Origin of the sequence: Nocardioides sambongensis, assembly GCF_006494815.1 — a bacterium.
GTDB lineage: Bacteria > Actinomycetota > Actinomycetes > Propionibacteriales > Nocardioidaceae > Nocardioides > Nocardioides sambongensis.
Window position 1 is genome coordinate 4,157,050 of the sequence record NZ_CP041091.1, and the last position, 15,240, is coordinate 4,172,289.

Here is a 15,240-nt window from a genome sequence, read left to right on the forward strand (position 1 = left end):
CATGCACGTCGCAAATCTGCTCGACGTCGAGAAGTTCGAGGTCGCGATCGACGGCCGGGTCGGGGTGGTGAGCGACGTGTTCCCGGAGTTCCATCGCTACGACCGGTTCGGCATCGTCATTCATGACGACTTCGGTGCGCTCGGGGCGGGGCTGCTGATCCAGGCGGTGACAGCGGAGATGTTCCGCGTTCGGCGGGCGCAAGGGATGCCAGATATCTACCCGGAGATCTACGCGTTCCACGTCGGTCGTGATCACTGCGACCTGAGCATGTTCGACTTCTGGCCACGCCACAAGGAGGTCGTAGTCGACGACGAGCCGGCAGCCATTGTTCAAGCGATCAACGCGCGCGGCATCACGCGCCTCGCGGTTCCCGAGGGCGACGTGCGCCCCTTCGAGTTCATTTGGCCCGAGCGTGCCGCAGCGGTGGATCGCATCTCAACCGTCGTGGCCTACTCGCCTGGCGGTCACGCGGCCGACTCGGACGTGAAGATCCGCTCGCTATCGCCTGACCTGGAGTTCAACCCCGAGAAGGTCTTCGATGTGAGGGACTACGCGCTGTCTCTGGCAAACGACGATGCCACGCCGGACGTCCGGCGGTTCATCGGCCATGCGTGGGCGCGCCAGTTCGCCGTGCCGGACGCTGCCCGCGAAGCTGCCGAGGCTCGCTTCCTTGCGAACCGGATCGACGGACTGACGATGGAGTCCTACCGCCGCGCGGACGTCGAGTATGCGCTTGGGCGCCTCGTCAGGTGAATCGGTGCTGCTTCGAGAGATCGAGGCGCCCATATGATCAGCATTGCGCCTCCGCGCACACCCGTCCGAAAAGGCCAGGAGAGTCATGCCCCATGTCCCGGCGTCCGAACGTCGCGTCCAGCTCGTCGAAGCGGCTACTCGCCTGATCAGCCGCGACGGTGTCGGAGCGGCGACGACGCGCAGGATCGCGGAGGAGGCTGCGGCCCCCGCGGCCAGCGTCTACTACACGTTCGGCACCAAAGAGCAGCTCTTCATCCAGGTCCTCAGTTCGTCTGTCGGCACGACCGGTGAGGTGCTGAACGATGTCGACGTCCCGGACGGTGCGGGACTCGTGTCGGCGGTGTCCACCTTGCTGAAGGGTTTCACGAGGCTCGACCCGGATTCGATCATGGCGCAGTTCGACCTGCTCTTGTGGAGTCTGCGTCAGGACGTGGTGCAAGATGCAGCCGCCGACACGTATCGCGACCTGTGGAACGGCATGACGGCGTCGTACCAGCGTGCGGCCGCTCCCGATGAGAAGTCAGCAGACTTCCACTTGCTGGCGCGCCTCACCACCACGACCTGCGACGGGATCCTGTTCGGAATGCTGTGCAATCGGGGTTCTTATCTCGACGACGTGCACCTCGACACCATCGCGATGTCGATGGTGAGGATGGCACTCCAAGCCACGGTCTGACCCTCTCCCGGGAGTCCTCCTGCCCAGCCCGTCGTCCGGCGGGCTGGTTCTCGGCGCCCTCTCGTGCTCTGGCAAGTGACCTCGGTTACGTGAAGTTCACGTGAATGCCTTGACGATCGCGCTGCTCACCCACAAGATGGTCTGACAAGTTAGTCAGTTGGCTAAGTCAGTCGCCTAGGTTCAGTCCGGGTTCGCCTGAACATCACGCGGGTTACGGGAAGAGAGTGCACACATGGTGGAAGCAGACAAGCAGCACGGACATGCGGTCGTTATCGGAGCGAGCGTGGCGGGCCTGCTCGCCGCCGGCGCTGCCAGCAAGACCTTCGACTCCGTGACGATCATCGAGCGCGATGAGCTCGTTGACGAACCTACTCCACGCAAGGGAGCCCCCAAGGCACCCAGATCCACGTCGTGTTGCCGATCGGCCTGGAGAACATGGAGCGGATCTTCCCCGGTATCCGACAGGACTTCCTCGAGGCCGGCTGCTTCGAGTACGACGAGATGGCCATGGTCGTCACGATGAGCCCCTACGGATGGCGCCGCCGCGTGGCCAGTGAGGAGGGCGTCGGCTTCCGCCGGCCCGTCTTGGAACTCGCGATCCGCCGCCGGCTCCAAGGTATCGACAACGTCGAGTTCATCCACGCGTCGGTCAGGGGCCTTCAGGCCGACCCTGCCAAGACCCGCGTCACCGGCGTCGAACTGCGGGACGGGCGGATGATCGAGGCAGACTTCGTTGTCAACGCGACCGGTCGTCGCACGAAGGCCATCGACTGGTTGGCGGACCTGGGATTCGGGGCGCCGAAAGAATCGCATCTCAGCGCGTTCATGGGCTACTCGACGCAGTTCGTCAAGCTGCCGGAAGACGCGTTTCTCGGCGACGTCCTCGGAGTCGTCGCGCCGCCGTGGCCGGGACACCACCGCGGCGTCGCGATCCTGCCGGCCGACAACGGACTGCACGCCTTCACGGCCATGGGAATGGCGAAAGACTACCCCTCACGGGATAAAGCGGAGATCGTCGAGTTCCTCGAGTCCGGCATGTGGCCGCCGGCCGCTGACATCCTCCGGCGGAGCGAGGCCGTCACCGAGTTCACCCCGTACCACCAGGACGGGACACTGATGCGGCACTGGCACTCGGCCGACCTTCCGGAGCGCTTCGTGACCGTTGGTGACGCGGTCGCGTCGATGAACCCGATCTACGGACAGGGCATGAGCCTGTCCGCGGTAGCAGCCTCGACTCTGCAGGACGCGCTCGTGGCCGCGGACGACCTCGACGGTGTCGGCGCGCGCGTCCAGAAGGAGCTCGGCCCGGTCATCGAGGCCGCATTTCTTCTCACAGCCGGTGCGGACGCCGGTTTCGAGGGGCCGAATGGAGTGACGACTACGTTCCGGGAACCGAGCTGGACGAGCAGCGAGCGATGGCCCTCGAGGTTCTCCTGACGCAGCGTCCCGACGTCGCCCACGCCGTGTCGCGGGCCCTCTACTTCCTCCAGCCCGAGGTGCTGGACACCACTGACGTCGTGGCGGTTCTGGACGAGTGGCTCGCCGGGGACCGAAAGGTGCCGTCCTTCGACGCGCACAGCTATCCGCAGCAGATCGATGCGGTCGACGCGAAGCTCGTCTGATCGAGCAGAGGCGGGGCGGATTCGACAACCCGCCCCGCCTGAAGCGCCTTCAAGGAGGACCAGTGACCATGCGCACTCCGATTCGCGCCGCCGTCTTGAACAGTTGCGGCCGCCTCGACTACGAGACGGTTCACATCGATCTCCCTGGCCCTGACGAGGTCAGGATCCGTCCTCTGCACGTCGGGCTCTGCCACAGCGACCTGCACTACATCGATGGAACACATCAGACCAATCTGCCGGAGATCCTGGGGCACGAAGCAGCAGGCGTGGTCGAATCGGTGGGCAGCGCCGTCGCCTCGGTGAAGGTCGGAGACCGGGTGGTCACGAGCCTCACTATGTTCTGCGGCTCCTGCAGATATTGCGTTACCGGCCGGATGGCTCTGTGTTCAAACCGGACCCAGCTCCGCGATCGCCCGCAGCCCGCAGTCGTGACCGACGCCGGGCAGGCGGTCGGGACGATGGGCGGCATCGGTGCGTTCGCCGGTCTGCTGCTGGTGCATCAAAACGGCGTAGTCCGAGTGGCCGACGACCTTCCGCTCCCAGTGGCGTCGCTGTTCGGCTGCGCCGTTCTGACCGGCGTTGGGGCGGTGGTGCGCTCGGCGCGGGTCGCGACCGGCGACACCGTCGCCGTGATCGGGTGCGGGGGCATCGGACTTTCGGCTGTCCAAGGCGCTCGCATAGCGGGCGCGTCGCGGATTGTTGCCGTCGACCTCTCGGCGACCAAGCTCGAGGCCGCTCGCTCCATGGGCGCGACCGACACCCTCGAGTCGGGACCGGACGTCGTCCGAGAGCTCAACGATCTGCTGGGCGCTGGCGTAGACCACGTCTTCGAGGCCGTGGGACGGCGTGAGACGGTTGAGCTCGGGCTGCAGATGCTGTCGCCTGGCGGACGCTGCACGGTGCTGGGGATGGTCCCGGACGACACGCCGATCCGCGTGTCAGCGTCCGATCTCTACTTCTTGGAAAAGACCCTCACGGGCGCGTTCATCGGCTCCAGCCGCTTCACCGTCGACATCCCACAACTGGCTGCGCTGTACCAGCAGGGGCGACTGCAGCTCGACGAGATGATCAGTCATCGCGTCCCGTTCGAAGAACTTTCGACGGGCTTCGACCGACTCGCGGACGGGTCCGCGCTGAGAGTGGTCGCCGACATGCCGCTCGGGCCGTGAGCCTCACGGTCGGCCAGCTCGTGGCGCTTCCGCCGCTGCGAACGCGATTCCTGGCTGGCGAGAGTGGAGCCGACAGGCGCGTGCTGTGGGCTCACACGTGTGAGCTTCCCGAGCCGTGGGAGTGGCTGGGGACTGGCGATCTTCTCCTGACGGACGGATACGGACTTCCCGCGGAAGCGGCCGCGCAGGTCGACTTTCTGAGGGAGCTTGTCCGCGCCAATCTCGCCGGGATGGCGATCGCCAGCGGCCAGCACGCACCACAGTTGACGGACTTAGCCGTCGCTTTCGCAGACTCCCAGTCCTTTCCGATCCTCGAGACCCAGTACGCCGTTCCTTTCGTGACCGTGGCGCGAACGGTCGCGGAGGGCAACTCCGAGGACTCGCGCCGACGGCTCCACGTGATCCTGTCGATCTACGACATCCTGCGTCGCAGTCTCAACGGCGGTCGGCCGTCACCCGGACTGCTCGCGCGAATTGCTAGCGAGATCCACGCTGATCTCTACGTCGTGGATCGCGACGTGTCGTCACTCCGCCTGGCCTCCGCCCGCCGGAGCGCGCCATCCTCGAACAGCTTCTCAGTTCGGTTGCGCATTCGACCGTAGACCTGCCGGCCTACAGCCGCGTCGAGCTCGACGGGCGAGTGGCGACGATGCTTCCAATCCAAGGGGTACCGCACGCCGTCCTGATAGCCCTACCACGCGCAGGACGACCGGACATCGATCTCGCGGTTCTGCAGCACGTGCTGGCCGTCGTGTCGATCGAGGTCGAACGATTGGACGGCGTCGAGCTCAGACGACGCGTCAACGGCTCTCGGCTGTTCCAAGGGCTCGTCGAGGGCTCCATCGAGCCGGCGGCCGCCACGAAGCCGATGGCGTCGCAGGGTCTCGATGGCGGGCCCTGGATGGTGGTGACGGTGGACGGCGACCCCGACCAGCTCGACATCGATCGAGTGCACGCAGTCCTGGTGCGCGACGATCTGCCCCACCTCCTCGCTCGTGCGGATCCCGGTCTCATTCTGCTGGTGTCGGAGGGCGGCGAAGAGGTGCTCGAGACGCTGGCCAGCTCGGTCCGCCCGCGGGAGCAGACCGGAACGGCGTTGCCGCGGCTGGGCATCAGCCGCACCGTCACGACGCTCGCCCGGATTCCCGACGCGCTCCGCGAAGCTCGGTGGGCGCTGGAGACCGCGGATCCCGGCCAGCTCGCCGCACGGTACGGCGAAAGGGCAGCTACCTTTGCGCCCTCGACCTTGGCCGAGGCCGAGTCGGTCGTCGAGCGGGTTCTCGGGGCGGTGCTCCGATACGACCAGGGCCAAGACGGCTCCGGGGCGCTGATGACGACTCTCTCGGCTTACTTCGAGGCCAACCGCTCGGTCCAGCAGTGCGCGGACGAACTCGGTGTGCACAAGCAGACCGTGATGTATCGCCTCAAGCGGGTGGAAGCCGTGAGTAACCGACGGCTCCAAAAACTGAGTGACCTCACCGACCTCTATCTCGCGTATCGCGCTTGGCGTCAGTTGTACCCACCCCGACACAGCGGGAACGACGCGTGATCGGGCGACGGGTGCGCGATCAAGACGTTCATACCCGGGTACATATGGCCGCCGTCGATGTGTGTCGCGAAGCATTTCGAAGGACCGCCTGCACCGGCCATAGTGATCCGATTCCATCCACCCAGGCGTCGGGCGAGCTCGCTCACGTCCCGTCGTCGAGGAGAGCGACATGAGAACCCGAGAGCTGCCTGATCGGGCCCAGATCGTCATCGTCGGCGGCGGAGTCGTCGGCATCGGCACCGCGTACCACCTAGCTCGCCGCGGGTGGACCGATGTGGTCGTCGTCGAGCAGAACACCCTCACGTCAGGGACGACCTGGCACGCCGCCGGGCTCGTGACCCAGGCCCGCGGCACCGATGGCACTCGTCGCATCGTCCAGCGCAGTCTTGACGTGTTTCGCCACCTCGAGGAGGACACGGGGTTCTCGACGGGATTCGTCGAGACCGGAACCCTCAACCTCGCGACCAGTCGGGACCGGTGGGAGGAACTCAAGCACCAAGCGACTTCGGTGCGGTCGAGCGGCGTACGTGCCGACCTCCTCGGGGTCGCCGAGACCCTCGAGCTCTACCCGCTGCTGAACCCGGAAGGCATTGTCGGAAGCCTCTACTTCCCCGAAGACGGTCGTGGTTCCGCCACTGACACGACGATGTCGATGGCTCGTGGCGCCACCCGCCGAGGCGTCCAGATCTTCGAGAACACCTCAGTAACCGACGTCGTCGTCCAGCACGGACGTGCGACGCAGGTCGAAACCGACCGTGGGACGATCCAGTGCGAGTACGTCGTGAACGCGACGGGCATGTGGGGCCGCCAGTTCGGCGCGAAGCACGGCATCGAGGTCCCGCTGCAGGCGTTGGCTCACTTCTACGTCGTGACCGAGGCGATCGACGGACTTCCGCGCAACTTGCCGACGGTCAAGAGTGGCGACGATTACTCGTACGTCAAGGACGAGGCCGGAGCGCTGATGGTCGGCTTTTTCGAGCCGGGCAGCTACCCGTTCGCGTCGGGGGGTGTGCCGACGGAGCAGGGCTTCATTCAGTTGCCTGAGGACTGGGACCACCTCGGGCCATTCTACGAGAAGATGATGGCTCGCATCCCCGTGCTTGAGGACGCCGCGATCAAGTTGCACTTCTGCGGCCCCGAGAGTTTCACTCCAGACGGTCAATATCACCTTGGCCCCGCGCCGCTGGTTCCGAACTACTTCGTCGCGGCCGGCTTCAACTCGGTGGGATTCCTGTCGGGTCCCGGTGCCGGCTCGGTGCTCGCCGACTGGATCGTTGATGGTCGCCCGCCGCTTGACCTCGCTGAGGCCGACCCGGCCCGCGTGCACCGGCACGAGATCAATCGGCGCTTTCTGGAGAAGCGAGTCGTCGAGTCCCTCGACCTCTCCTATGAGATCCACTGGCCGTTCCAACAGCGCGAGAGTGCACGAGGTCTTCGCCGGAGCCCCCTCTACGCCGAGACCAAAGCGGCGGGAGCCGTATTCGGCGAGCTGGTGGGCTGGGAGCGGCCCAATTGGTACGCCCCCGAGGGCGTCGCGCGGACCTACGACTACTCGTTCGGGCGTCAGAACTGGTTCGAGCACTCCGCGCGTGAGCACCGCGCAGTCCGGGAGGGCGTCGGCATGTTCGACACCTCGTCGTTCGGCAAACTGCTCGTCCAGGGCCGCGATGCCCTTGTCCTCATGCAGCAGCTCAGTGCAAACAACGTCGACGTCCCGGTCGGCCAAATCGTCTACACGCAGTGGCTCAACGAGCACGGCGGTATCGAGGCCGACGTGACGATTACGCGGACAGAGGAGAATGCGTTCTTGGTCCTGTCGGGGCCGTGGACCGTCGAACGGGACCACGCGCGCATTAGGCGGCACATCCGAGACCTCAACGCCACTGTCACCGACATCACGGGATCGCTGGCGATGCTGGCTGTGATGGGCCCTGACTCGCGCCGACTCCTGCAGCCGCTGACCGACGCCGACCTGTCCGCGGAGGCGTTCCCGTTCGGGCAGTCGCAGACGATCGACCTCGGATTCGGATTCGTCCGGGCCACCCATATCACCTACGTCGGTGAGCTGGGGTGGGAGCTTCTGATTCCCAGCGACATCGCGGCGCACGTCCACGAAGTCCTAGTAGAGGCCGGGAGCGAGCACGGGCTCGTTCACGCCGGCTATCACGCACTCAACTCGCTGCGCACCGAGAAGGCGTACCGCAGTTGGGGGCACGACATCGGATACACCGACACGCCGATTCAAGCCGGACTCGGCTTCGCCGTCGCGTGGGACAAGCCCGGCGGATTCATCGGCCGTGACGAGCTGCTCCGCCAGAAAGAGCACGGCGTGGACCGACGCCTTGTCCAGTTCCTGCTCGACGATCCCGAACCGATGCTTTACCACGACGAGTCGATCTATCGCGACGGACGGCGCGTCGGCCGGGTCGCATCGGCGATGTACGGACACACCCTCGGCGGGGCCGTCGCGCTCGGGTGGGTCACCGCTCCCGAGGTGGGGCAGCCACGTGGGTGGTTCGAGTCCGGCACCTACGAGATCGAGGTGGCGGGACGTCGCGTCTCCGCCACTGCATCCTTACGACCCATGTACGACCCGAAGTCCGAGAGGCCGAAGAGTTGAGCACCATCACCGATCACGAGTTCATCGTCAACCTGTCGTGCGCCGACGGCCCCGGCATCGTCGCCGGTGTCTCGACGTTCCTGGCAGAGCGCCGCTTCTCCATCAAGGAGAGCAAGCAGTTCGGCGACGCCGACACCCATCGGTTCTTCATGCGTGTCCACGTCGTCTCTCTCGACGGCGAGGTTGACCTCGCCGAACTGCAGTCCGACTCGGCGCTTCTGGCGAAGGACATGGGCCTTGACCTCAAGGTAAGGGGCGTCTCGCAGAGGGATCGGCTGCTGGTGATGGTGTCGAAGCAGAGCCATTGCCTCAACGACCTGCTCCACCGCGCGAGTATCGGAGCGCTCCCCGCGGAGATCGTGGCTGTGGCCTCGAATCACGAGGACCTGCGATCGTTGACCGAGTGGCACGGCGTCCCGTTCCACCACGTGCCGGTCACCGCCGACACGAAGCAGGCGGCCGAGGACGAGGTTCGTGGTCTGGTCAGCAAGTACGATGTCGACACGGTCGTGCTGGCTCGTTACATGCAGATCCTGTCAGACCAGCTGTGCAAGGACCTAGACGGCCGTGCCATCAACATCCACCACTCCCTTCTGCCGAGCTTCAAGGGTGCGCGTCCGTACTTCCAGGCCTACGACCGTGGCGTGAAGGTGGTTGGCGCCACCGCTCACTACGTAACTGCCGATCTAGACGAAGGCCCGATCATCGACCAGGACTTCCAGAGGGTCGGGCATGCACTCGATGCACTGGAGCTCACCGCACTCGGTCGCGACATCGAGGCGAGGACCCTGGCGCGGGCAGTCACCGCTCATGCGCAACGACGTGTCATGCTGAACGGTCACCGGACGGTCGTCTTCGACTGAGGGTCGGCCCGCCGTCCCGAGGGTGCTGGCTGGAGGTCTCATGAGCAAGGAAGCGCTCGACGAGCGGATCGATGCGATCGCGCGCGCCCTGACGCAACGGGTCGACCTCATCGTGGCCGAGGAGTTGCGCCGGATGCGGACGGACGCTCCGGAATTCTTCCGCTCGGAGGACCCGGATTTCGTCACCGCGTACACCGCGAGCTGCGTGGCTCACTTCCGTCTTCTCGTCGCGCGGCTCACGTCTGGCCGTGACGTTCCAGCGGTGCCGCCACCTGCGGCGGTCGAGGAGGCGCGGGCGGTCGCGCAGTGGGGCATCTCGCTGGAGTCGCTCCTCCAGACCTACCGCACGGGCCACGCCGTCATCTGGGAGCACGCCATGGAGGTCGTTGACGAGGTCGTTACAGGCCCCGACGGCCGGCGCGAGCCGATGAAGCTGATCTCGCGCTTCTTGTTCGACTACACCGACGCGATGATGACGGCGCTTGCCGAGGTCTACGAATCGGAGCGGATGGCTGGCTTCCACGACCGCAACCGGCGCCGCCGACAGCTCGTACGGGACGTGCTCGAGGGTCTGCCGATCGATCAATCCAAGCTGCCCTACCTCGTATCGGGCGTCCACCTAGCCGCGGTGTCCGCGGGAGAGAACGCCGATCGGACGTTTGCCCAGCTAGCGGCGAGTCACGGCCTTTCGTCTCTCACCGTGGCTGGACCGTCGGGCTCGACGTGGGCCTGGTTCGGCGGGAATGCGCTGACGGATCCCGATGTGGCGCGCCGTCTGGCTGGCGGGGTGCCGAAGTCGCTGGTCGTGGGGCTCGGCGATGTCGCCGAGGGAGTCGACGGATTCCGGGTGAGCCACGTCGAGGCGACACAGGCGTATCGGATTGCACGTCGAAGCTCGATGAATGTCGCGCGGTACACCGACGTGGCGCTCACCTCGCTCGCGCTGATGGACGAACCCCTCGCTCGACAGTTCATGACACGTCAGCTCGGCTTTCTCGCCGACGTTGATGACCCGCGAGCTTCGGAGCTGCGGACCACGCTTCGCGCCTACTTCGACGCCGGCCACAACGCGTCGGTGGCCGCAGCCCGGCTGAACCTCAACGACCGCACGGTCGCCTACCGGCTTCGCACGGTTGAGCAGAAGCTCGACGGACCGATCGTCGCGCGTCGCGACGAGCTCTCAGTCGCCCTGCGGTTGTTCGAAGTGTTTGAGGGCTGACTTGCGCGTCGTCGTCCGGACTTGACCGAAGGCGGGACAACCGCGATCGACTTTACGGACTTCGTCATAGGTGTGGTCGGTCTGGGCAACCAGAGTCAGTGGCGATCGGTTTCTCGCCAGGTGCGGGCAACCGCCGAGACGAAGGAGAACCCATGGCCAGCTACAAGCCGAAGGACTCGGCCGTCGAGCGATTCGAGTCCCGACGACTCCTCAAGTCGGTGGTCGAGAGCTCTGACTATTCCGAGCAGATCCAGCAAATCGTCGCGCGGATGGAAGAGCTTGACGTAGAGGGCCTCTACTTCCAGATCTCGTCCATTGACGGTCGCGTTCTCGGGAAGCTCGTGATGCGCGACTACGTCGAGGACGTGGCTCACGCCGGCGTCCGACTCTTCCACGGCGCCGTGAGCGCGGTCGGCGTGCAGGGAGAGACCATCGGCTTCGCCAACGAGGCCGAAGAGGGGCTCGTCATCCCCGATCCTGAGACGTTCCAGGTGCTGCCCTGGGAGCCTCGGCTGGCTCGGGTCTGGTGCAACTGGTACCACGAGGGGACTGGCGAGTTGCTCGACCAGGACCTCCGCGGCAACCTCATGCGGCAGGAGGCCCTCCTCGAGCAGGAGACCGGTCTGCGGGTGATGACCGGGATCGAGCCCGAGATGATGTGGCTGAAGCAGCCTGAGAACAAGGGCGACATGCCCACCCACACCACCGACAGTTTTGCGATGTACCACGTCGCCCAGTTCCACGAGTTGGAGAAGGTCTTTCTCGACGTCGTCGCCTACGGCCGCGCCATGGGGTTGAAGCTCTCGCACGGTGACCACGAGGATGCGTCGCAGATCGAGTTCAACCAGGAGCCCTCCACTCCGCTGCGCTTCGCTGACGACTTCGTGACGTACCGCCAGATCTGTCGTGTCGTCGCGCGTCAGCACGGGCTGATCGCCTCGTTCATGCCGAAGCCGTTTGCCGGCGTCTCGGGCAACGGCCACCATCACCACGTGTCGCTCGTGGACGCCGATGGCCGCAACAAGACCCACGGCGACCTGATGGGCCGTTCGCAGCTCTCCCAGATTGCGCTGTGGTTCGCTGGGGGTCTGCTCGAGCACGCCGACGCGCTCACCCTCGTCGGTTGCCCGAGCGTCAACTCGTACAAGCGCTTCTGGGACGTCGGCTTCTGGGCACCCTTCATGAAGAAGTTCGGGTGGCAGAACCGCACCGTGACGCTGCGCGTCCCAGCGGCCGGTCGCTTCGAAATCCGTCAGTTTGACTCCTCCTGCAATCCGTACCTCACCCTGGCGGGCGTGACTGCCGCTGCTCTGGACGGGATCAGTCGACAGATTGATCCCGGTCAGCCGCACGAGGCTGACGGCAGCCTCAGCACGGAGGTCGCCCGCGAGGACCGGATCCCGCTGTCGCTGCAGGAGGCGATCGATTCGTTCGTCGCCGATCCGCTCATGAAGGAAGCGTTCGGCCCCGTCCTACACGACACCTTCCTCGGCATCCGCCGCGACGAACTGATCCGCTACTCCGGCCAGGTCACTCCGTGGGAGATTGAGACCTACCTGACGCGGACTCCCTGACCGCTCAGCTCACCGATCAGTCGGCCCGCGTTCCGCCAATCGGCTCGGGGCGCAACGCAATTACTCCACCTCATCGAAGGAATGCATCGTGACCGACGCGACTACTTCCGCGGCCGAACGCGAGCCGAGTCAGCTGTTCATAGACGGCCGCTGGGCCGAGGCGTTCGGTCGGGATCGCATCAGAGTCGAGGATCCCGCCACTGAACAGATCATCGGTGAGGTACCGGATGCTACGAAGGAAGATGTCGACGCCGCGGTGGCTGCCGCACGTCGGGCGTTCGGAGTCTGGTCCGGGACGTCGATCCCGGAGCGCAAGGCGGTGCTCCAGCGATTCGCCTCGTCCATCGCCGACCGGCGGGAGGCGCTCGCGCACCTGGTGACTCGCGAGATGGGAACACCCATCGGACTGTCTCGAATCGTCCAGGCCGATCTCCCCGTCTCCGTGATCCAGGGATTCGCGAAGCACATGGATCAGCTCGACGAGGTCGAGCACGTTGGGAACTCGACGGTGGTCCAGGAGCCCGCGGGCGTCGTGGGTGCGATCACGCCGTGGAACTACCCGATCCATCAGGCCGTCGGGAAGGTGGGCGCCGCCCTCGCGGCAGGGTGCACAGTCGTGCTCAAGCCCAGCGAGGTCACCCCGCTGTCCGCCTTCCTCCTCGCCGAGGCCGCACGCGAGGCGGGCCTCCCCGACGGAGCGCTCAACGTGATCACCGGGTCCGGCGGCGCCGGCCAGCTCATGGCTGAGCACCCCGACGTCGACGTCATCTCCTTCACCGGCTCGACGAGTGTCGGCCGACGGGTGCTCGCCGCCTCTGCAGGAAACATGAAGCGGTCGTCACTCGAGCTCGGCGGAAAATCGGCCAACGTGGTGCTGCCAGACGCCGACCTGGCCACCGCCGTTCATCGGGGAGTGGAGCACGTCCTCGAGAACAGCGGTCAGACATGCACGGCGTGGACACGGATGCTGGTTCCGGTGCACTTGCGAGACGACGTGGTGGATCTGATACGCGAGGCTTTCGAGGCAGTGGTCCTCGGCGATCCCTTGGACGAGTCGACGACTATGGGGCCCTTGGCGACTGCACGCCAGCGGGAGATCGTGCAGGGCTACGTCGAGACCGGACAGCAAGAGGGCGCCATCGTAGCCGCCGGCAGCACCGACCCGTGGGATGCGATCGGTCACTACGTGCGCCCCGTCGGGTTTGTCAACGTGCATCAGGGCATGCGGATTGCCCGCGAGGAGATCTTCGGACCCGTGCTCTCGGTCCTGACCTACTCCGACGAGTCCGAGGCGCTCGCTATGGCCAATGACTCGGTCTACGGGTTGTCCGGCGCCGTTTGGTCGTCTGACAGGGACCGGGCCTACCGGTTTGCGCGGAAGATGCGCACAGGTCAGGTTTCCGTCAACGGCGGCTCGTTCAATCCGGAAGCGCCGTTCGGCGGGTACAAGCAGTCCGGTATCGGCCGTGAGCTTGGACGTCACGGGCTGCAGGACTTCCTCGAGCTCAAGGCGATCCAGCTGTGAGCCGCCCCGCCGACGTCGAAGCGTTCCTCGAGCACCTGCGGGTTGCGATGCCGCGGCCCGTTCATGAGCTCGGAGTCGAGTTCGGGCGCAGCATGCGCATGGGCGGAGGAGCGCCGAAGGGGCCGGAGATGCACCACGTCGAGGATCGTGCGATCCCCACGAATCCGGATCGACCAAGGGTGCGGATCTACCGTCCGAACAGCGATCCGTCTCTTCCTGTGCTCGTGTACATGCACGGCGGAGGGTGGTCCATCGGGTCGATTGACGCCGTCGACGCGGTGTGTCGAGTTCTTGCCGCGCGAGCGCGCTGCGTCGTCGTGTCGGTGGACTACCGGCAGGCGCCTGAGCATCCGTTCCCGGCCCCGCTCGACGATGCCTGGGCAGCGGTCTCATGGGTGCTGCTTGGCGGGCTGGACGATGTTGATCGGACGCGCGTTGCCGTCGGAGGTGACAGTGCCGGCGCCAACCTAGCCGCCGTGTGCGCCGGCCTCTCGCTCTCTGAGCGCACGCCGTTGCTACGCGCTCAACTGCTCGTCTACCCGTCTACGGACGCGGCCGATCGCAGCCCGTCGATGATCGAGAACACCAACGACCCGGTCCTTACGCCCGAGGACGTCGCGTGGTTCTGGGACATGTACGTGCCCGAGCCCGCGATGCGGCGTCATCCATTGGCCTCGCCGAAGCACTCCGACTCGTTCTTCGGTTTTCCGCCGGCGATCGTGATCACTGCGGGCATGGATCCTCTCCGCGACGACGCCGAGGAGTACGCCCGCCGCCTTCAGAACGCGGGTGTGCCGGTGAGTCATCGCCGGTTCGACGACATCTTCCACGGCTTCTTCCCCATGGTCGGGCTGCTCACATCGGCCGACGACGCGGCGGAGTGGGCTGCGGACAGGCTGGCAGAGATCTTCACGACGAGCGAGGAGTCTTCATCATGACCCGCCCTCTGATAGGCATTTCCGGTCGGCGGATGCCCGGAACCTTCGCCTCTTCGATGGAACCGAGGTATCAGGCTCGCGATATCGACTTTTACTTCGCCGACTTCTCGCGCGGAGTTGTTGCGGCCGGGGGTCTGGCGGTGCAGATCCCGTATGAGAGTCCGGCCGCCGACGTCGTGTCTCGGCTCGACGGACTCGTCATCACGGGTGGTCAAGACGTGGACCCCTCGCGCTGGGGCGGTGACCCGGCCGACGTCATCGGTGCGGTCGATCCGGATCGCGACGCGTACGAGGCCGCACTGATCGACGCGGCTCTCGAGCGGCAGCTCCCGCTTCTCGGGATCTGTCGCGGCATGCAGCTGATCAACGTGGTGCGCGGGGGAACCCTGGTCGGGCACATCGAACCGGGCGTTGTCGACCACCGGGGAACCGATGAGCCTGTCGACACGCTCATCCACGAGGTCACCTTCAGGGAAGACTCGATCGCGGCTTCTGTCTACGGATCGAAGACGCTCGTCAACTCGCTGCACCATCAGTGCGTCGATCAACCGGGCGAGAGCATCACGATCACGGGTCAGGCGCCCGACGGACGCGCCGAGACGCTCGAGATGGAAGACGGCTTAGTCCTTGGCGTCCAGTGGCATCCCGAGTGGATGCCGCGCGAGGACCCGTCATTCGCGTGGATCGTGGGCGCCGCCCAGCACGCCATCACCCACACCTACTGAGAGAGG

14 protein-coding genes are annotated in these 15,240 nt (G+C 65.8%); all 14 read left to right on the forward strand.

Annotated features, from left to right (window positions below; genetic code table 11):
• Position 1: 1 nt before the first annotated feature.
• The 14 genes from FIV43_RS19385 to FIV43_RS19450 all read left to right on the forward strand — a co-directional run bounded on the left by FIV43_RS19385 (position 2) and on the right by FIV43_RS19450 (position 15,234).
• Complete coding sequence (locus FIV43_RS19385) at positions 2-754, forward strand: hypothetical protein (protein ID WP_141015438.1); 753 nt, start codon at positions 2-4, stop codon at positions 752-754.
• 85 nt (positions 755-839) lie between these two features.
• Positions 840-1,430 carry a TetR/AcrR family transcriptional regulator gene (locus FIV43_RS19390; RefSeq protein ID WP_141015439.1) on the forward strand — a complete coding sequence of 197 codons (591 nt, stop codon included), beginning with the start codon at positions 840-842 and terminating at the stop codon, positions 1,428-1,430.
• A gap of 411 nt (positions 1,431-1,841) precedes the next feature.
• The gene (locus FIV43_RS19395) at positions 1,842-2,867 is read left to right on the forward strand and encodes an FAD-dependent oxidoreductase (RefSeq protein WP_141015440.1); all 1,026 of its coding nucleotides are present in this window, start codon (positions 1,842-1,844) and stop codon (positions 2,865-2,867) included.
• The gene (locus FIV43_RS19400; RefSeq protein WP_141015441.1) at positions 2,846-3,052 is read left to right on the forward strand and encodes a hypothetical protein; all 207 of its coding nucleotides are present in this window, start codon (positions 2,846-2,848) and stop codon (positions 3,050-3,052) included. The genes FIV43_RS19395 and FIV43_RS19400 overlap by 22 nt, the downstream gene beginning before the upstream one ends.
• 68 nt (positions 3,053-3,120) lie before the next feature.
• The gene (locus tag FIV43_RS19405; RefSeq protein WP_231123986.1) at positions 3,121-4,221 is read left to right on the forward strand and encodes a Zn-dependent alcohol dehydrogenase; all 1,101 of its coding nucleotides are present in this window, start codon (positions 3,121-3,123) and stop codon (positions 4,219-4,221) included.
• Positions 4,218-4,823 (forward strand): PucR family transcriptional regulator ligand-binding domain-containing protein, encoded by a 606-nt coding sequence (locus tag FIV43_RS19410; RefSeq protein WP_141015442.1) that lies wholly within the window; start codon positions 4,218-4,220, stop codon positions 4,821-4,823. Before FIV43_RS19405 ends, FIV43_RS19410 begins: the two co-directional genes overlap by 4 nt.
• Positions 4,824-4,960: 137 nt before the next feature.
• The gene (locus FIV43_RS19415; RefSeq protein WP_181407595.1) at positions 4,961-5,770 is read left to right on the forward strand and encodes a PucR family transcriptional regulator; all 810 of its coding nucleotides are present in this window, start codon (positions 4,961-4,963) and stop codon (positions 5,768-5,770) included.
• A gap of 169 nt (positions 5,771-5,939) precedes the next feature.
• Entirely contained in the window at positions 5,940-8,390 is a 2,451-nt protein-coding gene (locus tag FIV43_RS19420) for a GcvT family protein (RefSeq protein ID WP_141015444.1), read from the forward strand.
• Complete coding sequence (gene purU / locus FIV43_RS19425; RefSeq protein ID WP_231123546.1) at positions 8,387-9,253, forward strand: formyltetrahydrofolate deformylase; 867 nt, start codon at positions 8,387-8,389, stop codon at positions 9,251-9,253. Before FIV43_RS19420 ends, purU begins: the two co-directional genes overlap by 4 nt.
• 40 nt (positions 9,254-9,293) lie before the next feature.
• The gene (locus FIV43_RS19430) at positions 9,294-10,472 is read left to right on the forward strand and encodes a helix-turn-helix domain-containing protein (RefSeq protein ID WP_141015445.1); all 1,179 of its coding nucleotides are present in this window, start codon (positions 9,294-9,296) and stop codon (positions 10,470-10,472) included.
• A gap of 152 nt (positions 10,473-10,624) precedes the next feature.
• Entirely contained in the window at positions 10,625-12,046 is a 1,422-nt protein-coding gene (locus tag FIV43_RS19435) for a glutamine synthetase family protein (protein WP_141015446.1), read from the forward strand.
• Between the two features lie 88 nt (positions 12,047-12,134).
• On the forward strand, positions 12,135-13,571 hold the full coding sequence (locus FIV43_RS19440; RefSeq protein WP_141015447.1) for an aldehyde dehydrogenase family protein: 1,437 nt from the start codon (positions 12,135-12,137) through the stop codon (positions 13,569-13,571).
• Positions 13,568-14,509, forward strand: a complete 942-nt coding sequence (locus tag FIV43_RS19445) for an alpha/beta hydrolase (RefSeq protein ID WP_141015448.1) — start codon at positions 13,568-13,570, stop codon at positions 14,507-14,509. The genes FIV43_RS19440 and FIV43_RS19445 overlap by 4 nt, the downstream gene beginning before the upstream one ends.
• Positions 14,506-15,234 (forward strand): gamma-glutamyl-gamma-aminobutyrate hydrolase family protein, encoded by a 729-nt coding sequence (locus FIV43_RS19450; RefSeq protein WP_141015449.1) that lies wholly within the window; start codon positions 14,506-14,508, stop codon positions 15,232-15,234. The genes FIV43_RS19445 and FIV43_RS19450 overlap by 4 nt, the downstream gene beginning before the upstream one ends.
• Positions 15,235-15,240: the final 6 nt, after the last annotated feature.